General features: G+C 70.4%; 20 protein-coding genes. 3 read left to right on the forward strand and 17 right to left on the reverse strand.

Annotation, left to right across the window (positions count from 1 at the left end; translation table 11 throughout):
• Nucleotides 1–17: 17 nt before the first annotated feature.
• The 5 genes from SGFS_RS07770 to SGFS_RS07790 all read right to left on the reverse strand — a co-directional run bounded on the left by SGFS_RS07770 (nucleotide 18) and on the right by SGFS_RS07790 (nucleotide 5518).
• Complete coding sequence (locus SGFS_RS07770; protein WP_286248803.1) at nucleotides 18–953, reverse strand: MBL fold metallo-hydrolase; 936 nt, start codon at nucleotides 951–953, stop codon at nucleotides 18–20.
• Nucleotides 946–2172 carry a ketosynthase chain-length factor gene (locus SGFS_RS07775; protein WP_286248805.1) on the reverse strand — a complete coding sequence of 409 codons (1227 nt, stop codon included), beginning with the start codon at nucleotides 2170–2172 and terminating at the stop codon, nucleotides 946–948. The genes SGFS_RS07770 and SGFS_RS07775 overlap by 8 nt, the downstream gene beginning before the upstream one ends.
• On the reverse strand, nucleotides 2169–3437 hold the full coding sequence (locus tag SGFS_RS07780; RefSeq protein ID WP_286248806.1) for a beta-ketoacyl-[acyl-carrier-protein] synthase family protein: 1269 nt from the start codon (nucleotides 3435–3437) through the stop codon (nucleotides 2169–2171). Before SGFS_RS07780 ends, SGFS_RS07775 begins: the two co-directional genes overlap by 4 nt.
• Nucleotides 3438–3549: 112 nt before the next feature.
• Nucleotides 3550–4692 carry an acyl-CoA dehydrogenase family protein gene (locus tag SGFS_RS07785; protein WP_286248807.1) on the reverse strand — a complete coding sequence of 381 codons (1143 nt, stop codon included), beginning with the start codon at nucleotides 4690–4692 and terminating at the stop codon, nucleotides 3550–3552.
• A 40-nt stretch (nucleotides 4693–4732) separates the two neighbouring features.
• Nucleotides 4733–5518 carry an SDR family NAD(P)-dependent oxidoreductase gene (locus tag SGFS_RS07790; protein WP_286248808.1) on the reverse strand — a complete coding sequence of 262 codons (786 nt, stop codon included), beginning with the start codon at nucleotides 5516–5518 and terminating at the stop codon, nucleotides 4733–4735.
• 255 nt (nucleotides 5519–5773) lie between these two features.
• On the opposite strand from SGFS_RS07790, the gene SGFS_RS07795 reads away from it, so the two are divergent.
• Nucleotides 5774–6427, forward strand: coding sequence for a hypothetical protein (locus tag SGFS_RS07795; protein ID WP_286248809.1), 654 nt, complete (start codon nucleotides 5774–5776; stop codon nucleotides 6425–6427).
• A gap of 82 nt (nucleotides 6428–6509) precedes the next feature.
• Here the strand turns inward: SGFS_RS07795 and SGFS_RS07800 are convergent, their stop codons facing one another.
• From SGFS_RS07800 to SGFS_RS07815, 4 genes are all read right to left on the reverse strand, one after another.
• Nucleotides 6510–7643: a nucleotide disphospho-sugar-binding domain-containing protein gene (locus SGFS_RS07800; RefSeq protein ID WP_286248812.1), complete on the reverse strand. Its 1134-nt coding sequence runs from the start codon at nucleotides 7641–7643 to the stop codon at nucleotides 6510–6512.
• Nucleotides 7640–8659: a quinone oxidoreductase family protein gene (locus SGFS_RS07805; protein ID WP_286248814.1), complete on the reverse strand. Its 1020-nt coding sequence runs from the start codon at nucleotides 8657–8659 to the stop codon at nucleotides 7640–7642. The genes SGFS_RS07800 and SGFS_RS07805 overlap by 4 nt, the downstream gene beginning before the upstream one ends.
• 57 nt (nucleotides 8660–8716) lie before the next feature.
• On the reverse strand, nucleotides 8717–9157 hold the full coding sequence (locus tag SGFS_RS07810) for a nuclear transport factor 2 family protein (protein WP_286248815.1): 441 nt from the start codon (nucleotides 9155–9157) through the stop codon (nucleotides 8717–8719).
• A gap of 75 nt (nucleotides 9158–9232) precedes the next feature.
• Nucleotides 9233–9934, reverse strand: a complete 702-nt coding sequence (locus SGFS_RS07815) for an AfsR/SARP family transcriptional regulator (RefSeq protein ID WP_350283986.1) — start codon at nucleotides 9932–9934, stop codon at nucleotides 9233–9235.
• A 331-nt stretch (nucleotides 9935–10265) separates the two neighbouring features.
• Here SGFS_RS07815 and SGFS_RS07820 point away from each other — a divergent pair, with 331 nt between their 5' ends.
• A complete protein-coding gene (locus tag SGFS_RS07820; protein WP_286248817.1) occupies nucleotides 10266–11219 on the forward strand; it encodes a 3-hydroxyacyl-CoA dehydrogenase NAD-binding domain-containing protein in 954 nt (317 codons plus the stop codon).
• A 43-nt stretch (nucleotides 11220–11262) separates the two neighbouring features.
• A complete protein-coding gene (locus SGFS_RS07825; RefSeq protein ID WP_286248818.1) occupies nucleotides 11263–11766 on the forward strand; it encodes a flavin reductase family protein in 504 nt (167 codons plus the stop codon).
• A 42-nt stretch (nucleotides 11767–11808) separates the two neighbouring features.
• On the opposite strand, the gene SGFS_RS07830 is transcribed toward SGFS_RS07825, so the two are convergent.
• The 8 genes from SGFS_RS07830 to SGFS_RS07865 all read right to left on the reverse strand — a co-directional run bounded on the left by SGFS_RS07830 (nucleotide 11809) and on the right by SGFS_RS07865 (nucleotide 20259).
• Nucleotides 11809–12819: a carbohydrate kinase family protein gene (locus SGFS_RS07830; protein ID WP_286248820.1), complete on the reverse strand. Its 1011-nt coding sequence runs from the start codon at nucleotides 12817–12819 to the stop codon at nucleotides 11809–11811.
• A 45-nt stretch (nucleotides 12820–12864) separates the two neighbouring features.
• Nucleotides 12865–13827, reverse strand: a complete 963-nt coding sequence (locus SGFS_RS07835) for an NAD-dependent epimerase/dehydratase family protein (RefSeq protein ID WP_286248822.1) — start codon at nucleotides 13825–13827, stop codon at nucleotides 12865–12867.
• The gene (locus SGFS_RS07840) at nucleotides 13824–14546 is read right to left on the reverse strand and encodes a class I SAM-dependent methyltransferase (protein WP_286248823.1); all 723 of its coding nucleotides are present in this window, start codon (nucleotides 14544–14546) and stop codon (nucleotides 13824–13826) included. The genes SGFS_RS07835 and SGFS_RS07840 overlap by 4 nt, the downstream gene beginning before the upstream one ends.
• A gap of 67 nt (nucleotides 14547–14613) precedes the next feature.
• Complete coding sequence (locus tag SGFS_RS07845) at nucleotides 14614–16035, reverse strand: NDP-hexose 2,3-dehydratase family protein (protein ID WP_434026497.1); 1422 nt, start codon at nucleotides 16033–16035, stop codon at nucleotides 14614–14616.
• Entirely contained in the window at nucleotides 16032–17033 is a 1002-nt protein-coding gene (gene rfbB / locus SGFS_RS07850; RefSeq protein WP_286248825.1) for a dTDP-glucose 4,6-dehydratase, read from the reverse strand. Before rfbB ends, SGFS_RS07845 begins: the two co-directional genes overlap by 4 nt.
• On the reverse strand, nucleotides 17030–18094 hold the full coding sequence (locus SGFS_RS07855) for a glucose-1-phosphate thymidylyltransferase (RefSeq protein WP_286248827.1): 1065 nt from the start codon (nucleotides 18092–18094) through the stop codon (nucleotides 17030–17032). Before SGFS_RS07855 ends, rfbB begins: the two co-directional genes overlap by 4 nt.
• A 39-nt stretch (nucleotides 18095–18133) precedes the next feature.
• Entirely contained in the window at nucleotides 18134–19255 is a 1122-nt protein-coding gene (locus SGFS_RS07860; protein WP_286248830.1) for a DegT/DnrJ/EryC1/StrS family aminotransferase, read from the reverse strand.
• Between the two features lie 56 nt (nucleotides 19256–19311).
• Nucleotides 19312–20259 (reverse strand): aromatase/cyclase, encoded by a 948-nt coding sequence (locus SGFS_RS07865; protein WP_286248832.1) that lies wholly within the window; start codon nucleotides 20257–20259, stop codon nucleotides 19312–19314.
• Nucleotides 20260–20427 lie beyond the last annotated feature (168 nt).

Genomic DNA, 20427 nt, shown 5'->3' on the forward strand with positions numbered 1-20427 from the left:
GAAGGGGCCGGTCGCGCTCAGGCGTGGCAGGCCGGAAGTCCGCCGTGGTACTCGACCATCTCGCGGAAGACGCCGCCGACGTCCAGGGGACAGGCGAGTTCGTTCTCGTCCAGCTCCAGCCAGGCGCGATGCAGGTTGCCGACGAGCCGCTCCGGGTCGAGCAGTCCCGCGTACGGTCCGAGGTCGCACTCCCTGGCCGTCTCCAACGGGGTGAGTCCGTGTTTCGCCCCGTCGGCGGCCAGCCGCTGGAGCCAGCGCAGATACTCCTCGGTGGCGTCGAAGGCCTCCGGACCGGCGAGCGGTCCATGCCCGCCCACGACCGTGGCGGCTCCCAGTCCGCGAAGCCGTTCCAGGGTGGCCAGCGAACCCTCGACCGTCCCCATCAGCACGAACGGTGTGCATCCGGGCATCACGATGTCGCCGGTGAACAGGACCCTCTCGTCCGGGAGCCACACCACTGTGTCGCTGCGGGTGTGTGCGGGGCCGAAGTGGAGCAGCTCCACACGCCGACTGCCCGTGTGCAGGGTCATGGCGCCGGAGTACGTGACATCGGGAAGGACGACCCGCACGTCTCCCCACTCCACCTCGGGCCACAGATCCGTGAGCCCCAGTCCGGTCTCCGCCATCTCGGTGCGCGTGCCGGCATGGCTCACCACGGTGGCGGCAGGCCCGAAGACGGCGTTGCCGAAGGTGTGGTCCCCGTGGAAGTGGGTGTTGACCACGGTCCTCACGGGGCCGGCGGCGAGGGAGTCGACGGCCTCCTTCAGCCGCAGTGCCCGCCGCTCGGTGGCCGCCGTGTCGACCACGACCACCGAGCCCCCCGCGCGGATCACGCCCGCGTTGTTCAGGCACCAGCCTCCGTCGGGCTGGATGTACGCGTGCACACCGTCGGCGACCTCCTCCAGCCGCGGTGCTCCCACGCCCTGGGCGGCGACCACGGCGGGATCAGCCATGTCCGGCCGCCTTGACGACCACGGCGGAGTTGAAGCCCCAGCGGCCCCGTGCGAGCACCAGGGCAGCGCGCGCCGCCGTCTCCCTGGGCACCCCGCGCACCAGGTCGAGGCCGTACTCCGCAGGGGTCTCCCCGGTGTACGGGACGGCCGGGACGAGACCGTCGCGCAGGGCGAGCAACGCCGACACCACGTCCAGCGGCCCGCCACCCGCCAGCAGACGGCCGGTCAGCGCCTTGGGGGCCGAGACCGGCACCCCGTGGGGGCCGAAGATCCCGGTGATGGCCGCCGCCTCCGCCCGGTCCAGGGCCGGCGTACCGGCGGCGTCGGCGAAAACGACTCCGATGTCCGACGGGGTGAGCCCCGCGTCCGCGAGCGCCAGTTCGGCGGCACGGCGCAACCCCGGGGGGCGGCCCGAGCCGGGCGGTGGGTCGAAGGTCGCGGCGTACCCGGCGAGTTCACCGTAGGCACTGTCCACTCCCCGGCTCAGGTACGCCTGTTCGTCCTCCATGACCAGGAACGCGCCGCCCTCGCCGGGCACATGGCCCCCGGCCTCGCCGTCGAAGGGCAGGTAGGCCCGGTCCGGGTCGTCGCTGTCGCTGGTCAGACCGCTGGACAGGTGCGCCGCCCAGCCCCAGGGGTCGAAGGCCGAGTCGACTCCTCCGGCCACCACCAGGGGTGTGCCGAGGCGGACGGTCCGGCGGGCGTGTCCGAGCGCGTCCAGACCCCCGGCCTGCTCCGCCACCAGCGCCGCGCCCGGACCCCGCAACTTGTGCCGGATCGACACCTGTCCGGTGCTCACCGCGTAGAACCAGGCGAAGGACTCGTAGACACTCACGAATTCCGGCCCCTTGGACCAGAGGTTCGCGAACTCCTGGTGGGTGAAGGCGAAACCGCCTGCCGCGTTGGAGGTGATCACGCCGATGTCGTAGTCGACCATGTCGGCCGGGTCCACCCCGCCGTCGGCCAGGGCCCAGTCGGCGGCCGCCAGCGCCAGCCGGGTGGAGACGTCGGTCTGCGGGAGCAGTCTGTTGGGCAGATGCTCCGCCGGGTCGAAGTCCAGGATCTGCCCGGCCAGGTTCGAGGGGTAGCGGGAGGAGTCGAACCTGGTGAGCGGCGCGATACCGCCGCGCCCCTCCAGGGTGGCGTTCCAGTACTCCTTGACGCCGAGCCCGTTGGGGGCCGCCACGCCGATGCCGGTGATCAGCACTCTGCGGCTCATGCCACTGCCTCCTGCGGTCGTCGAAGCACCATCGCGCTCTGGAATCCTCCGAAGCCGCTCCCCACGGTCAGCACGCTGCGCAGCCGCGCCTCGCGGGCGGTCAGCGGCACGTAGTCCAGATCGCATTCGGGGTCCGAGGTGTGCAGATTCGCCGTGGGCGGGATCACCTGGTGCTTGAGGGCCAGTACGCTCGCGGCTATCTCGATCGAGCCGATGGCGCCGAGCGAGTGGCCCACCATCGACTTGATGGAGCTGACGGGCACCTTGTACGCGTGATCGCCGAGGCTGCGCTTGAACGCCGCCGTCTCGTGGCGGTCGTTCTGTCTGGTGCCCGAGCCATGGGCGTTCACGTAGTCGATGCCGCTCGGGTCGATCCTGGAGTCGTCCAGGGCGACCCGGATCGCCTCGGCCATTTCCCTGCCGTCGGTCTTGAGCCCGGTCATGTGGTACGCGTTCAGGCGTGTGGCGTACCCGGTCACCTCGGCGTAGATCGGCGCCCCTCTGCGGACGGCGCTCTCGTACTCCTCCAGGACGAACATGGCCGCGCCCTCGGCGAGGACGAATCCGTTCCGGGTGAGGTCGAAGGGCCGGGAGGCGTGCGCGGCGTCGTCGTTGCGGGGCGTGGTCGCCTTGATGGCGTCGAAGCAGGCCGCGACGATCGGCGTCAGGGGGGTGTCGGTGGCTCCGGTCAACATGACGTCGACGGTGCCCTCCTGGATCAGCCGGCAGGCGTAGCCGACGGAGTCCAGGCCGGAGGTGCAGCCGTCGGAGATCATCGACACCGGCCCTTCGGCGCCGACGGTCCAGGCGACTTCCGCCGCCAGGACGCTGGGGACCATGTGGTCGTACATGTGAGGGCTCAGATAGGAGGGGTCGACCTCCCACTCGCGTCCCCGGTCGGAAAGGACCAGGTACTCCTTCTCCAGGGACATCGCGGCGGCGACGGCGCTGCCGACGCTGACGCCGACGCGCTCGGGGCGCAGGTCCTCGACGGACAGACCGCTGTCGGCCACCGCGTCTCGCGCGCAGACCACGGCGAACTGCGCGGCCCGGTCCATACGGCGTATCTCGCGGGGCGTCAGGCCCTCGGCCACGGGATCGAAGTCGATCTCGCCGGCCACCTGTGACCGGTACGCGGAGGCGTCGAAGAAGGTGATGTTGCGGGTGGCGGTTCGGCCGGAGCTGAGCAGGTCCCAGAGCGCGTCCGTTCCCGAGCCGCCCGGGGCCCGCACTCCCAGCCCCGTGATCGCTACACGGCGGGTCATCGCGGGCCTCCCGCCGCGTGCGGAGACCGGGCACGGCCCAGGGGGGTGACCGACGTACGGTGGGTGCACGGCATGGGGTGCGTTTCCTTCCTCGTTCTTCGTACGGGCTCGTTCATGGGGCGTCGATGGCACGCGACTCACGGACGAGAGCGGTCGCGGCGGACGGGAACTGCAGGCCGCTGTGGCCCGCTCCGGCGTTGACGTCCCGCCAGAAGCGCTGGAGGTCCTCCGAATCGGACTGACCACGGCTGCCGGAGGAGCGCAACAGACGGTCGACGGCGCCCGCGAGCGTCTCCACGGCCAGCGCGCAGTCCCTGCCGTTGCGGGCTGTCAGCCTCGGGTCCACCGGACCCCGGTCGACGACAGCCGCCACCCGCTCCAGGAGGAGTGCCGCCGCGTCGATCTCCCCGTCCGAGCGGGCGAGCGTCAGTTCGTACGGTGTCCTGTCCGCCGCGCCGGTGATGGCGGCGCCGGGTCCCTGGAGCTTCGCGCGGACCAGGGTGGACCACTGGCGCAGGGCACCGCGCGCGGCGCCGAGGAGCGGGGCGGCGAGGGTCAGTCCGTTGGCCGCCTTCATGGGTACGCGGTGGCAGGCGGCCTCGGCCTCGGGGGCGTCACCGGCGAGGAGGTCCGCGAGGGCGACGGAGTGGGTGTCCGGCACGGTGATCTCGTCCAGGGTCAGGGTGTTGCTTCCGGTGGCGCGCAGCCCGACGTTGAACCAGGAGTCCGTGACGCCGTACGTGTCGCGCGGCACGGCGAAGAAGCGTGGTCCCTGCCGGTCGCCGTCCGTCGCGCGGGCGCAGACCAGGGCCCAGGCGGAGGAGCCGACCCCGCTGACGTACGGCCACTGTCCGCGTACCCGCCAGCCGTCGGGCACGCGCTCGGCGGTGCCGGAGGCCGCGAGGGCTCCCACGATCAGGGTGTCGGGGCCGTCCCGCCAGATGTCGTGCTGTCCCTCCTGCGGCAGATAGGCGGCGAGGCGGCCGACGCCGGCGGCGAGCGAGGCGTACCAGGCCGTGGAGGCGCAGCTCTCGCCCAGCAGCGCCACCGCGGGCAGCAGCGCGCCGAACGTGCCCGCGCAGCCGCCCCATCGAGCCGGTACGAAGTGCCGGGCGAAGCCGGCCTCCACGACCAGGTCGACGACGGCCGGCGACAGCCGCCGGCCGGCCTCGGCCTCGGCCGCGTGCTTGGCGGCCGAGGCGACGGCCTCGCGCACGGCGTCCGAGGACAGGGATGTCAGGTGGGTGGATGGCATCGGGGCTCCCTACGATCCTGGTGAGGCGGGTGGCGGCCGGTCAGTAGTTGCCGAGGCCGCCGCAGACGTTGAGGGCCTGGGCGGTGACCGCCGCGGCTCCGTCGCCGAGGAGGTACTCGACCATCGCCGCGACCTCGGAGGGCTCGACATAGCGGCCGATGGGCACGCGGGCGGTCACCCGCTCGAACGCCTCCTGTTCGGTGGTTCCCCAGATGCCCGCGTAGTGGGCGCGGACCTTCTCCGCCATGGGCGTCTCGACGAATCCGGGGCAGACCGCGTTGACGGTGATGCCGGTCTTCGCCAACTCCAGGCCCCATGCCTTGGTGAGGCCGACGACGCCGTGTTTGGACGCGGAGTAGGGAGCGCCGTGCAGTACTCCCTGCTTGCCGCCGGTGGAGGCGATGTTGACGATGCGCCCGCGCTTCTTCTCCCCCATGCCACCGGTGGTGAGGACGGCCTTGGTCATCCGGAAGACGCTGGTGAGGTTGGTGTTGACGACGTCGAGCCAGAGGTCGTCGGTGACTTCGGCGGTGATGCCGCCGCCGCTGCGTCCCGCGTTGTTGACCAGGATGTCGACCGGCCCGTAGCGGGCCACGGCGGCGGCCACGAACGCGATGATCTGGTCGGGGTCGGAGACGTCGCAGGTACTGCCGTCGACGTCCAGGCCGCGTTCCTGGAACTCCTTCACCGTCTCCGCTAGGCCGTCCGCCGAGCGGGCACAGAGGTAGACACGGTGGCCGGTTTCCGCGAGACGGCCGGCGATCTCGCGTCCGATGCCGCTCGTCGCGCCGGTGACCACGGCCACGCGGCCGGTCGCCTCAGTCATGGAGCCTCCAAGAGTGTGATCTCTGCACGGACTCGGCCGACCGTCGCTCCTTGGCCTCGAACAGCGATCGAGGTTCGCTCGAGGGCGGCTGGGGCCGCACGGGCCGAGCGGAGGTTCGAGTTCCACCCGACCTGGCGTCGAAGACGGCTCGAGCGACATGGCGATGCTTTCAGTCACATCGGTAACACCGGTCTCCCTGCTCCCTGTTGCGGAGCAAGGGCGTCACGGACCGCAGCGAGAGAGGCAGTACGAAGAGTGAAGAAGACGAAGAAGAAGGCCACCGCCGCGACGGCCGCCGCCGCGAGCATGTCGGCCGCCGCCGCGCTCCTGGCCTTCGCGGCCCCGGCGAGCGCCGGCGAAGCCGGCGCGGTCACCTCGTCGACCGTCGGCTATGTGTGCCAGAGCCGCTTCGACGGCAGCTGGTTCCCGATCAACGGGTACTCCCGGGGCTTCTCCACCACCGCCCCGTCGAAGGTCTCTCCCGGCGCCGGCTTCAACGTGGCGTTCGACCCGGCCCCCATCGTCGCGCTCGGCGAGTACAACAAGGAACTCACCGACATCGAGGTCGCCTACAAGGTGTCCCCCGAAGCCCAGGTCCTCGGCTACAAGCTGGTCGGGGGCAAGAACCTGGGCAGTGCCGCCTTCCATGTAGAGCGCCGCGGCGCCGAGTTCGTCGTCACCTCGCCCGACAGCATCCCCGGCGGGGTGGAGTTCGACCTGCCCAGCCTGGTCGTCACGCTGCGCGCCCCCAGCCAGGGTGCCGTCACCACCGGCCCCGGTGGGTCGAGCTTCGAGAAGCGGTCCTTCGGCTGGAACCGTCTGCACCCGGCGAACGACCAGTGGGACCCGTTCCAGTGCTACGCCGACCCGGCGAAGCCCGTGGTCTTCAGCACGACGGCCGTCGGCTGATCCAGCCGGGCCCGCACAGAAGAAGAGCCGGGGCGGCCACGGGAACTCCCGTGGCCGCCGCGGCCGTTGTCGTGCCCGCCTCTCAGCCGGCGACAAGTGACTCCAGGACGTCGGCCACCTCCGCGGGCCCGGGCAGCGAGGCGATCTCCGCCGCGAGCGCACGGGCCGACTCCCGGTGCACGGGGTCCTCGAGCAGCTCGTGACAGGCCTTGGGGAGGGCCTCGCGGTCGGCGTCCTCGGGGAAGAGGACGCGGGCGGCACCGTACTGGGCCGTCCGGCGCATCGACGCGGCGAAGATGTCCCAGCGGGGAAGGAGCAGTTGAGCCACCCCCGCGTTCATCGCGGTCAGGCCCGTGACGCCACCGCCGTGGTGGACGACGAGATCGCAGGTGGGAGCCACCACGTCGAGCGGCATCCACCCGGCGCGCACCCGACCGGTGACGCCGCGCAGCCGGGACACGGCCTCCTCCGGTGCCGCGACCAGGATCTCCGCGTCGAAGGTGGCCAGGTCCTCGACCAGCCGGTACAAGAAGTCCTGGTTGGCCGCCGTCTCCCGGCTGCCCGAGGTCACGCACACCCGGGGCCGGTCATCACGGGTGTACATCCATGGTTCGAGCGGCTCTTGGCGGTTGCCCGGGATCCACCGCATCGACTGCGCCGGAGCGGCGTCGGGCAGCCGCAGGCTCGGCGGGCAGACGTCGATGAACAGCTCCGGTTCGGGCAGCTCCGACATCCCCAGACGGTCCAGCTCCGGGGCCAGTTCCCGCGCCGCGTACGCGTCCACCCCACGCGTGTCGTACGTGTCCCAGGCCTGGCGCACATGGGGGACGCCGAGATGCGCGGCGAGCAACGGTGCCGCGTAGGACATGCTGCCGCCGACCACCAGGTCCGGGCGCCAGTTCGCGGAGACCTCCAGCAGCGAGGGCAGGCTCTCCGCGGCCAGCCGGCCAAACCAGCCGCCGTGGTGCCGGCGTTCACTGTCCACGCCTCTGGTCATCCGCGGCACCGGCCGTCCGGCGCGGTCCGTGGTGATCAGGCTCTGCCAGGTGCGGTCGGTGACCACCACTGTCGGCAGACCGATGCCGGTGACATGCGACGACAGTTCCTCGGTCGCCGCCATGATCACGTGGTGTCCCGCGTTGCGCAGAGCGCTCGCCAGTGAGGCGAGTCCGAAGACGGTCGCCGGGCTCGGCCCGGCGACGAACAGCACCTTCATGCCCCCTCCCCGACAGCTCGGGACGTGCGGCCGGTGAGCAGGACGAGACGCCCGATGTGCGCTCGGCTCTCCACGATCTCGTGCGACTTGGCGACGTCCTCCAGAGGCAACGTCATGTGCACGGTGTGCCGGACGGAACCGGCGAGCAGATGAGCGGTCAGAGTCTCGTGGTCCGAGCGGTACCGCTCGGGCCGTGCGGCCCGCCAGGCGGACAGGGCGAAGCCGGTGACGAACTTCAGACCGATGAGGTCCATGGGAGACACGGAGGGGATGCCCAGGCCGCCGCCGGCCGAACCGTAGAACACCAGCCTGCCGAGCGGGGCGAGCAGGCCCACTCCCTGCCGCAGTACCTCACCTCCGACGCCGTCGAGTATCACGTCGACGCCGCGGCCGCCGGTCGCTTCCCGCACGGTCTGCGACCAGTCGGCCCGGCTGTAGTCGACGACCACGTCCGCGCCGAGGGAGCGTACGTAGGCGCACTTCTCGGCCGTGCCGGCCGTGGCGATCACCTGTCCCGCTCCGGCCAGCCGGGCCAGTTGGACGGCGAGATGGCCGATACCGCCTGCTCCGGCGTGGATCAGGACGCTCTCACCCTCCGCGAGCGCGGCCGTGCCCATCGTCCCCATGGCGATCGGTCCGGGGGCGGGCAGCGCCGTCGCCTGGGCCGCGTCGAGTCCGGCGGGCACGGGCAGCAGGGTGTCCGCGTCCACGACGACGTATTCCGCGTAGGCACCGTGGAGGGTGAACGCCCCGACCCGGTCGCCGGTCCTGACACCGGTCGTCCCCGGGCCCAGGGCGACGACCTCGCCGATGACGTCGCCACCGAGCGTGATCGGGAATTCGGGGCGCCACATCGGGGCAGGGAAGATGTTCCGTCTCATCTGGGTCTGGGCGAAGCCCACCGAGACCGCCTCGACGGCGATCAGCACCTGGCCGCGCCCCGGTTCCGGTATCGGTACTTCTTCGGTACGCAGTACGTCCGGCCTGCCGTACTCATGGATTCGGACAGCACGCATGGCATTCCTCCGCCGACGATGGGGCTGGGACAAGGGGCGAGTGACGGTCGGCCGGGCTCACGACGGCGGCAGGTGATCGTGGTCGACCCGGCGCGACCGGGTGAGCAGGCGGCCGTTCTCGATGACCAGGACATCGCGGACCAGACAGCTCGGCGCGATCTCGGGCACGCGCTCTCCGGGGCGGCTCAGAATTGCCAGCACATAGAAGGTGGCATGGATGGTGCCGTCGGCCTGTTCCTGGACGTTGAGCATGTTGAACCAGTGCCTTCGCTGGACTGATTCGCCCGCGAAACGTTCCCGGTGGAATTCCTTCAGTTCCTTGGCTATGCCGGCACGTGTGTGTGCGGCGGGCCGGCCGGGCGAGTGCCGGAATTCTCCGTCCTCGGTGAAGGTGTCGGCGTACGCGTCGAACTCACCGCTGTCGAGCGCCTGCATCTGTTCGGCGTGGAACTGTTGCACCCTGGCGTAGAGATCACTCGCGGACTGGGTGTTCAACATTTTCTCTCCTTTGGAAGGTCGGCCGATGGTCGGCCCGGTGGCCGGCCGGGCGGTCCGGCGATGGACGGCCGCCGGTCAGGCGGCCCGTCCGGATCGCACGACCGGGTTGAGCACCTCGTAGTGCAGCCGCTGCACCTCGGGGGACGGCTCGATGCCCAGTTCGTCGGCGAGCGAGCGCCACAGTTCCCGGTAGGCCTTGAGCGCCTCGGCACGGCGGCCGCAGCTGTTGAGGGACTCGATGAGCTGGGCGTGGAACCACTCGTTGAGCGGGTACTGCTGGACGAGCGCGCGCAGTTCGGGGATGAGGTCACGCTCGTTCCCGAGCAGCTTGAGCGTCTCGATGCGCCTTTCCACGGCGCGGACCCGCAGCTCCTCCAGATAGGTCCTGTGACCGGCGAGAACCCTGCCCGTCGAGATATTGGCCAGGGCGGGTCCGCACCACATGTCCAGGGCGTCACCCAGGGTGCGGGCGGCGGCCTCCAGGGATCCCTGGTCCGCCGCCCTCCGTCCGGCTTTCACCAGCTCCTCGAACTCCCGAGTGTCCAGCCGATGGCCCGTCAGGTCGATGAGATAGCCCGGACTCCGGGTGATAAGGATCTTCTCCCCGGGGTCGGCGAGAGCCTCGGAGACAAGTATTTTCCGGGCGTGATAGATGTACGTCTGCAAGGTGGTCAGGGCACTGCGCGGCGGATTGTCTGCCCACAGCTCCTCGATGAAGGAGTCCACCGGAACTATTTCCTTCGGGCGGGTCAGCAGCAGCGCGAGGACCTGGCACACCTTCGGAGTGGGCGGAGTGTAGGACCGACCGTCTTCCGTGCTGATTTCAAAAGGGCCGAGCAGATTGAATTTCACGGTTTGACCTCGGCGTCTCGTTTTCCGAAAAAGCGGATTGATGTCACTGAGCGTCTTTCGTCCTGTCTTTGCGTGGATCAAGAGGCTGTGAACGGCATGGACGATGCCGTGGGCGCGAGGGCGCGATGACGACCTGGACGTTCACGACCGGTCGAGTGCGCCTCGAGTGCGGATCGACCACCCGCCGAGCACGACGGCGCAGCATGCCCGCATGCGGGACCCCTCGAAGGAACACGAGAACGGGAGAACGAGAGCGATGAGTGGAACCGGCCGGCCCACCGTGGTCGTGATCGGCGCGGGGACCATCGGCCTCGGGTGGATCACCTTGTTCCTGGGGCACGGGCTGAACGTGCGGGTCAACAGTCGTGCTCCCGACGCGCGGAGCGTGGTGGCCGAGGGCCTGCGGACGTTCGCCCCCACGCTCCTCGGTGGCCCCAGGGACCCGGAGGAGCTCCTGGAGCGCGTCACGTTCGAACCCGACGTGGCGCGCGCGGTCGAGGACGCCGACATCGTTCAGGAGAACGCGCCGGAAGACCTGGCGCTCAAGCAGAGGTTGTTCGAGATCATCGGGGCGTCCGCTCCCGACAAGGCCCTGCTGCTGTCGTCCACCTCCACGCTGCTCCCCGAGGCGATGGGGGCCAGGATGGCCGATGCGGGCAGGCTGGTGGTCGGGCATCCCTTCAACTCCCCGCACCTCGTCCCGCTGGTGGAAGTGGTCGGCGATGAGGGGACGGCCGCCGACGCCGTGAGCGAGGCCGTCGAGTTCTACCGCTCGGTGGGCAAGGTGCCCGTCGTACTGCGCAAGCCGATCGCTCGTTTCGTCGCCAACCGCCTTCAGTCGGCGCTGCTCCAGGAGAGCATTCATCTGGTCCGTGAGGGCGTGGTGACGATGGAGGAACTGGACACCGTCGTCACCCAGTCGATCGGTCTGCGCTGGTCCACGATCGGTCCCTTCCACTCCTTCCACCTCGGTGGCGGCGAGGGAGGTCTGCTGAAGTGGCTGAGCCATCTCGGCGTCGGTCTGGAGACGAGCTGGGCCGAGCTCGGCCGTCCGCGGATGACGGAGGAGACCATCGCCTCGCTCGGTGGTGAGGCCGAACGGCTCTTCGGCGCGAAGAGCTACGCGGAGCTGGCGCGGGAGCGCGACCGCAGGCACGTCGCGGTTCTCGAGGCGCTCGAGGCGGCCGCCGGTCCCGGCAGCGCGGGATGAGGCGGCCGATGGTTCCACGCACGACCCGACGAGAGGGCACAACGTGATCGGACCGGCAGCCATCAGGCCCGTACTCGACGACCAGACGTTCAAGAACGCGCTGTCGATGCTCGCGGCGCCGCTGACGGTCGTGACGACACAGGACGAGGACGGACGCCGGTGGGGGCTCACCGCCAGCTCGGTCACCTCCGCCTCGCTCACCCCGCCGTTGATCATCGTCGCCATCGCCCGCACCTCCAGTTGCGCCGCGGCGTTCGCCGAGGCACCCGAGTTCGTCATCAATGTGCTGGCCGAGCAGCACCGGGGGCTCGCCCGAAGGTTCGCCGCCAGCAGCATCGACCGGTTCGACGGCCAGGACTTCGCCGTCTGGCCCGGGTCCCGGCTGCCGTTCGTCGCGGACGCGCACGCCGCGTTCCACTGCGAGGCGGCCGACCGGATCCGGGTCGGCGATCACGATCTGCTGGTCGGTCGGCCGACGGAAGTCTGTGTCAACGGCAGCACGGCTCCGCTGTTCTGGTACCGAAGGGACTTCCGCACCCCGGCGTGACCGGGGCGCCGGCCCGGGTGGGCATCCCGGGCCGGCGTCCGCTCAGGGGCTGACCGCCGAGAGGGGCGCGGTGGGCCGTACGGCTTCGAGCCCCGGGGCCAGGGCTGCCGCCGCGTCGGCCCCGTAGGTGTCGCGAAGCCGGGCGAGGAGCCGTTCGCCGGTCACCCGGTAGTGCGGGCCCACGGACTCCAGTGCGCTGGTGGCCAGCGTGGCTCCGAGGCGCGCCGCGTGCTCCCGGTCACCCGTCCCGGCCATGGCGGCGAGGAACCCGGCGCGGAAGGCGTCCCCGGCTCCGGTCGGTTCCACGGGGCCGGTGGCGGGAACGGCCGCCACGTCGAGGGTGGCTCCGTCCTCGGACACGATCCGCGCTCCCCGCGCTCCTCGGGTGATCACCCAGGTTCCCACGCGTTCCAGCACTTGGTCCTCGGTCCATCCCGTCTTCTCCTGGACGAGGTGGGCCTCGTACTCGTTGGTGAACAGATACCGCGGCCCCCGCAGCAGGGAACGGACGTCGTCCCGGCCCATCCGGGCCAGTTGCTGGGAGGGGTCGGCGCAGAACGGCACGCCGAGTGCGACCGCCTCGCGGGTGTGCCGCAGCATCGCCTCCGGATCGTTCGGTGACACCAGGAGCAGGTCCACTCCCCCGGCCCTGGAAAGCACCTGGCGCAGGGCTATGTGCCGGGCCTCGCTCATGGCACCGGCGTAGAAGGTGCCGATCTGGTTGAGGTCGTCGTCGGTCGTGCAGATGAACCGGGCGGTGTGCAGGGTCTCGCTGACGCGTACGGAGCCGGTGTCGACGCCATGTGCGTTCAGCCAGTGCCCGTACTCGGCGAAGTCCCGCCCCACGGCCCCCACCAGGACGGGGCTCAGGCCGAGAACGCCGAGCCCGAAGGCGATGTTCGCCGCCACGCCGCCTCTGCGTACCTCCAGTTCGTCCGCGAGGAAGGAGAGGGAGACCTTGTCCAGTTCCCCCTCGATGAGCTGATCCCTGAACTTGCCGGGGAACGTCAGCAAGTGGTCGGTGGCGATGGATCCTGTCACCGCGATACGCACATGCACTCCAGGTGGTCCGAGAAGGTGGTGACGCCAGGGGCGCGCTCACGCGGCACGGGCGTGTACGTCCGTCCAGTACGACCTGACCGATTCCTCCAGGCTCCGCTTCGGCCGCCACCCCAGAAGGTCGCGAGCGGGGCCGAGGTCCACCTGGATCCAGTCGGTTTCCGCTCGGACACCGGGCTCCCGCGGCCGCTCCACGATGCGCGCCGGCACCCCGCTCACCTCGACGAGCAGGTCCACGAGGCGCCGCACGGGCACCGCCTCGCCGCGGCCGATGTCGACGGCAGCGCCACTCGCCCGCGACCGGGCCGCGGCGAGGACGGCCTCGGACACATCGCGTACGTCGACGTAGTCGCGGTGGGCCCGCAAGGGCGCGAGCCGCACGGTCACCGGCTCCGCCCCGGCGGCACCTTCCAGCAGACACGCGGCGACCTTGCCCAGCAGGCTCACGTCCGGGGTACCGACGCCCGCCACATTGGCGACGCGCAGGACGAGCCCGTGGACGGCGCCTCTCGCCGCGGCCTGAAGAACGGCGCGGGAGGCGGCCAGTTTCGCCTTGCCGTAGGCGGTCGTCGGCTCCGGGGTCCGCTCGGCGCCCACGGCGGCGCCTGGCGGGACCGGACCGTACTCCAGTACGGACCCGAGGTGGACGAGCCGGGGCCTGCGGCTCATCGAGCCCAATGCCTCGAGGAGCCGCAGGGCGGGAAGTGTGCAGATCCGTTCCATCGCGGCGTCTTCCCGGCTCCAGATACTCCCGGTGGCGTTGACGACCACATCGGGGCGCTGTGCTTCCAGCATCTCGGCGAGTGCCCCGGAGGGGGTCTCGGCCAGGTCCAGGGACAAGAACCGCGTCCCGTCCAGATCTTTCGGCGCGTGCCGCGCCACCGCCGTGACGGCCCAGCCCGCCGCGTGGAAGTCTGCGCAGACCCTGCGCCCCACGAAGCCGGTGCCGCCCAGCACGACGACCCCGGCACGCCCGCCCTCCCCCGGCGGGACGGGCGTCACTTGCGTACTCCGACGAGAAAGCCGCGGGCCGACAGGGAACTGTCCACCCGTTCCATGTCGAAGCCCGCACGGATGAAGGCCGCCTCGTACTGGTCCTGGCCGAACAGCCGGCACACATGGTCCTCGGAGAAGTGGCGCACCCCCTTGTCGGGGTGCGCGACGACATAGTGGACCTGCATGCGCGAGGCCTCTTGGGAAGGGGAGGCGAGCGAGGCGTGCGAGACGCGCGCGATGGTGGTGCCGTCGATGGTGAACACGTCTCCTGCGACATGCCCGGGGGTGAAGGCCTCCGGGGTCCACCACGGTTCCACGACGAGGACGCCGCCGGGTGTCAGATGACGGGCGAAGCAGTGCAGGGTGGCATCGAGTTCGTCGGCCGAGTCCACGTATCCGATGGAGCCGAACAGGCAGACGGCGGAGTCGAATCGGCGTCCCAGGTCGAAGTCGCGCATGTCGCCCTGTGTGAAGGGGACGGAGGGCAGCCGCGACCGGGCGAGGGAGAGCATGGCATCGGACAGCTCCAGACCCTCGACGTGGTCGTACCGCTCACGGAAGGAGGCGAGATGCGCTCCCGTGCCGCAGGCGATGTCGAGCAGGGAGGAGGCGCCGGGCAGCCGGTCGTCGATCAGCTGTGCGACCTCGGCGGCCTCGGCTCCGAAGTCCTTGCCGCGGGCTCGGTGCAGGAGTTCGTACACCTCGGACGAGTCGTTCCCGTACATGGTTGTCCTTCGCGAAGGGGGCGTGGAGAGGGCTTGCGGGCAACGGCAGCAGGGCTGGGCTCGCCGGTCACAGGCCGGGGACCGCGCCCGCGTTGAGGCAGGCCAGCAAGGTGCGGGCCTGGACGTTGACATAGCGCGCATGGCGGGCCAGGGCGCCCAGTTGGCCCGGCGTGATCCAGAGATAGCCCTCGGGGGCCGTCGGTGGGCTCTCCGGATCGGCCTCGACGATCAGATAGCGGCTCTCGGCGTTGAGGAAGCGGCCTCCCTCCTCGGAGTGGACCGCCGCGTAGCGCGTGCGCTCCGGGTCGGCGGCCAGAATCTCGTCGAGGAACAACGGACGGTCCGCGCCGTCGAGATGGGTGTAGTTCTCCGGTGTGTACTGGACGGTCGGAGCGAGCTCCAGGACGTCGAGCAGGCCGGCCTCCACCCGTGCGTGGACCAGCAGATGGGGAACTCCGCCGATCCTCCGGGTGAGAAAGGCGGTCACGCCTCGGCCCGTCGGCTCGATCAGCGGTTGGGTCCAGCCCGTGACCTCGCGGCTCCCGGCCTCGACCGCGACGGCCACGACCCGGAAGTAGCGGCCGTCCTCCCGTTCGACGGCCCAGGGGCCACGGTGCCAGTCCCGGACCTCGTCGAGCGGCATCCGCTCGACGCGCACGTCGTGCCGGGCGCGCTGGGCGGTGATCCAGGACAGCAGTTCGAGGTCCGTGTGCAGCGCCGGGGCCCGGGAGTCGTCGGAGTGCGGTGTCGGCAGGCCCGCCAGAACCGTGCGCGCGTCCATGTTGACGACGTTCTCCACGCGCAGCAGCTCGCCGATCTGTCCGAGGGTCAGCCAGCGGAAGTCGTCGTGCGGCTGCACCTCCTCGTCCGTCTCCACCAGCATGTTCCGGTTGGCCTTGCGCAGGAACCAGGAGCCGTGTTCGGACTGGAGTACGTCGGCGAGCACATCCCCGGGGCGCGCCTCGGTGAAGTACCGCAGGTACCGCACGTCCGCGCCCTTGTGCACCTTGGTGTAGTTGCTGCGGGTGGCCTGGACGGTCGGTGACAGCTGGAGGAGATTCCGGTTTCCCGGCTCCATCTTGGCCTGCATCAGAAAGTGCAGGACGCCGTCGATCTCCTTGGCCAGGATGCCCAGGATGCCGACCTCGCTCTGGTGGATGATCGGCTGCTGCCACTGCCGGAAGGGACCGTGGTCGACGGCGACCCGCAGACCCTCGACCGTGAAGAAGCGGCCGCTGCGGTGGACGAGGTTCCCGGTTCGCCGCTCGAAGGACCAGCCGTCCAGGTCGGCGAAGGGGATCCTGTCCACGCGGAAGCTGTGCGCCCGCCGACGGGCGGCGAGCCAGTCGGGGACCTCCGCCGTACGCAGCTGGGCGCCCTCCCGGGCGGCCGCGGACCGGGCCAGGCGCTGGGGCAGGCCGGCGTCCGCGCGACGGCGCAGGGCGGTGTCGGCAGCCGAGACCCGGGCCTTGTCCGTGCGTACGCTCACGTGGCCACCGCCCGGCCCGGACCGGACTGCGAACGGTGCTTGACCGGCTTCCACCACTGGGGGTTCTCGCGATACCAGGCGACGGTCTCGGCCAGGCCCCGGTCGAAGGGGACCAGGGGCTCGTACCCGAGCTGTTCCCGGATCTTGGTGTCGTCCAGGGCGTAGCGCAGATCGTGTCCCTTGCGGTCGGCCACAGGACGGATCATCGACTCGTCGGCTCCGCACAGTTCCAGAATCCGGTGCGTGAGCGAGAGATTGGTGATCTCGTTCCCGCCTCCGACGTTGTAGGTCTCGCCGGCGCCGCCGCCGGTGAGCACCATCTGTACGGCCCGGCAGTGGTCGTCGACATGCAGCCACTCACGGATGTTCCGGCCGTCCCCGTACAGCGGAAGGGGGATTCCCTCCAGCAGGTTGGTGACGAACAGCGGGACAAGCTTCTCAGGGTGCTGATGGGCGCCGTAGTTGTTCGAGCATCGGGTGATGGACAGATCGAGCCGGTGGGTCCGCCAGTACGAGCGGGCCACCAGATCGGCGCCCGCCTTCGACGCCGCATACGGGGAGTTGGGCTGCAGCGGCCAGTCCTCCGTCCAGGAGCCCACGTCGATGGAGCCGTAGACCTCGTCGGTCGAGACATGCACGGCCCTGCTGACGCCCGTCTCCACACAGGCGTCGAGGACGGTCTGGGTGCCGCCCACGTTCGTACGGACGAACTCGGCGGCGGACTCCACCGAGCGGTCCACATGCGACTCGGCGGCGAAGTGGACGAGGGCGTCGTGTCCCGGGAACACGTCGAGCAGCAGCGGGAGATCGCAGATGTCGCCGTGTACGAACTCGAGGCGCGGATGGTCCGCCGGGAGGTTGTCGCGGTTGCCCGCGTAGCTGAGCTTGTCGACAACGGTGACCCGCGCGTCCTCGAAACCGGGGTAGCGGCCCGCCAGCAGCGAGCGCACATAGTGCGCCCCGATGAATCCGGCTCCGCCGGTCACCAGCACTCTCATGCCGCCACCTCGACACGGGTGTGGTCGCCGACCACGAGCCGGTGGCCTTCGCCCTCGGCTCCGGTGTCGACGACGGCGTTGCGGCCGATGAGGGAGCCGCGCAGCCCGGTGACGGCGGTGATGGAGGCGCCGTCCATCACGATGGAGTCCAGCAGTGTGGTGCGGCGCAGGGCGCAGCCACGGCCGATGGAGGTGCCGGGGCCGATGGCGCTGTCCTCGACGAGCGTTCCGGCTCCTATGACAGCGGGCCCGTCGATGCGGGAGCGCACGACGCGTGCGCCGGCCTCGACCACGACCCGGCCCGTCAGCTCGCTCGCCCCGTCGACCTCTCCGTCGGCCCGGGCGCTCAGGGAGCCCAGCAACTGCCGGTTGCAGTCCAGGACTTCCTCGGCGCGTCCGGTGTCCCTCCAGTAGCCGTCGTACTCACTGGCCGTGACCCTGGCCTCGTGGGTGACGAGCCACTGGACCGCGTCGGTGATCTCCAGCTCGCCGCGGGCCCCGGGCTCGATGGCGGCGACGGCGCGGTGGATGGCCGCGGTGAAGAAGTACACCCCGATGAGGGCGAGATCGCTCTGCGGCTGCTGGGGTTTCTCCACCAACCGCCGCACGGCGCCGTCGGGTGCCAGCTCGGCCACCCCGAAGGCCCGCGGGTCGCTGACCTTGTGCACGACGATGTGGGCCTCGGGACGCCGGGCGGTGAAGTCGGCCGCGATGTCGGCGACACCGCCGGGAAGCATGTTGTCACCGAGGTACATGACGAAGTCGTCGTCTCCCAGGAAGGGCTGCGCGATGGCCACGCAGTGGGCGAGGCCGAGCGGTTTCTCCTGCGGGATCAGTGTGATGCGCAGACCGAAGCGCGAACCGTCGCCGATGGCCTCGGAGATCTCCTGGGCCCAGTCGCCGACGATGACGCCGACATCGGTGACACCCACATCGCGGATGTTCTCCAGGACGTGTTCGAGTACGGGTTTGTTGGCGATCGGGATCAGTTGCTTGGGCATGGAGTAGCTGAAGGGGCGCAGGCGGGTACCTGCCCCGCCGGCCAGAACCAGAGCCTTCATGCGGAGTCCTCTCTCACATCGGTGCGCGGCTCGTGGGCGTCAGACCGTGGCGAGGACGTCCCTCAAGGCGGAGATCACCTTGTCCTGGAGGTCCGGAGGGAGCGAGGGATACATCGGCAGGGAGAAGATCTCCCCGGCCAGCCTCTCGGTCACGGGCAGCGAACCCTCGCCGTATCCCAGGTGCCGGAATCCGGTCATCGTGTGCACCGGCCACGGGTAGCTGATGTTCAGTTCGATGCCATAGGCCTTGAGCCGCTCGATGATCTCGTCGCGGCGCGGATGCCGCACGACGTAGACGTAGTAGACGTGCTCGTTGCCCTCGTTGACGGACGGCAGACGGAGGCCGCCGGGTCCGACGAGGTCCCCCAACCCCTCTTCGTAGCGCCGGGCCACGGCGCGTCGACGGGCGATGTAGGCGTCGAGCCGCCGGAGTTTACGGCGGAGGATCTCGGCCTGCACCTCGTCGAGCCGGGAGTTGTGCCCGGGCGTCCGGACGACGTAGTAGACCTTCTCCATGCCGTAGTAGCGGAGCCGCCGCAGATGCGCGTCGATGTCGGCGTCGCCGGTGATGACCGCGCCGCCGTCGCCGTACGCGCCCAGGACCTTGGTCGGGTAGAACGAGAAGGCGGCGGCATCCCCCATGGTGCCCGCCGTCCGGCCGTGGTGCCGGGCGCCGTGGGACTGGGCGCAGTCTTCGACGATCTTCAGCCCGTGCTGCTCGGCGAGACCCCGCAACGGGGCCATGTCGACGCACTGCCCGTACAGGTGCACCGGCAGCAGGGCCTTGGTCCGTGGGGTGATCGCGGCTGCCACCTGGCCGGTGTCCATGAGGAAGTCCTCCTCGCGGATGTCCACGAGGACGGGGGTCGCGCCGGCTCCGTCGATCGCCACGACGGTGGGTGCGGCGGTGTTGGACACGGTGATGACCTCGTCGCCGGGGCCGACCCCAACCGCCTGGAGGGCGAGTTTCACCGCGTTGGTGCCGTTGTCGACGCCCGTGCAGTGGGCGAGCCCGTGGTATCCGGCGAACTCCTCCTCGAAGCCGCGGACGGACGCCCCGAGGACCAGCCGACCGGAGCGGAAGACGGTCTCCACCGCGTCGAGGATGTCCTCGCGCTCTTCCTCGTACTCCGGGAGGTAGTCCCAGACGTGGGTGGTCATAGTGCTCCTTCTGAAGTACCGATACGGGATTGCCTGCCGTCCTCCCTCAGGGGACGTCAGCGCCGTGCTGCGGCGTACTCTCGGGCGTGGCTCAGGGTGGCCAGGCTGTTGCCGCCCAGGGCCTCGCGCAGGAAGCGGCGCGCCTCGGGGAGGCCCGCGCCTTCTCCGAGTACCCGGGAGATGTTGCGTGTCTCGACCTCGGCTGTGTGCCGTGAGGTGACGACGGTGGTTCCGGTCCCGTCCTCCTCGAAACGCCACTCACCGGTGTGCAGGGACATGAGCGGCGGCAGGGTGGTCTGTTTGTAGACGATCCGCTGGTACGGGAAGCAGATGCGCACCGACTCCGTGGTGTGGGGGCGGCCGTCCTTGGTGAGCGTGTCCATGGCCAGGATCTGTACCCCGGGGCCGACGTCCTTCAGGGACACCGCGGTGACGTGCGGCAGCCGGTCGGCCCAGTGCTGGGCTTCGTTGATGAAGTCGTAGACGTCCTTCGCCGCACCGTCGACGCGCACGGTGTCCTCGAAGGTGAGGAAGGTGTCCGCGGTCGCGGTGCCGAGTTCGGCATGGCGCTTGAGAGCCGCGAGTTCCGCACGGCTGTTGGCGTCCACGGCGCGCTCGATCCAGCGCAGGGTCTCGGGGTCGTCGCCGACAGCTTCGAAGTCGTGCAGGAGTCGCACCGTGCACTCCTGGGGCCCGGTGGGGTCGATGATCCAGGCACCGCCCATCGCCGCGAACGGCGGGCTGGGGACCTCTTGACGGAAGTCGACGCGCAGTGCTCCACGGTCGAGTGTGCGCCGGGACGTCCAGTGTTTGACCTGTCCGTCGACCGTGGCCCAGATGCGGATGCGCTCCTCGGTCCCGCCACGCTCCACATGGTCGACGTGGACGGACGGCGGGAAGACCGAGGCCCAGTTGCCCACATCGGCGATCAGGTCGTAGAGCCGCTCGGCCGTGGCGAGCACGGTGATCTCGTGGGAGGTCGCCGCGCTGGTGTGCGAGGTCATGCTCAACTCCTTGTTCTCGGCGATCGGGGTGCTCGGCGGCCGGGCGGGCGCGTCCTCCGGTCGGCGTCGGACGCCCTTTTCCCCCGTCCGCCGGAGGACGGCGTGCCCGCCGGGCACGGACGGTTTCCCGGCCGGTGCCCGTCGCGTGGGTGGGGCGGCTCGTCGCTA

Origin of the sequence: Streptomyces graminofaciens, from assembly GCF_030294945.1 — a bacterium.
GTDB classification, from domain to species: domain Bacteria; phylum Actinomycetota; class Actinomycetes; order Streptomycetales; family Streptomycetaceae; genus Streptomyces; species Streptomyces graminofaciens.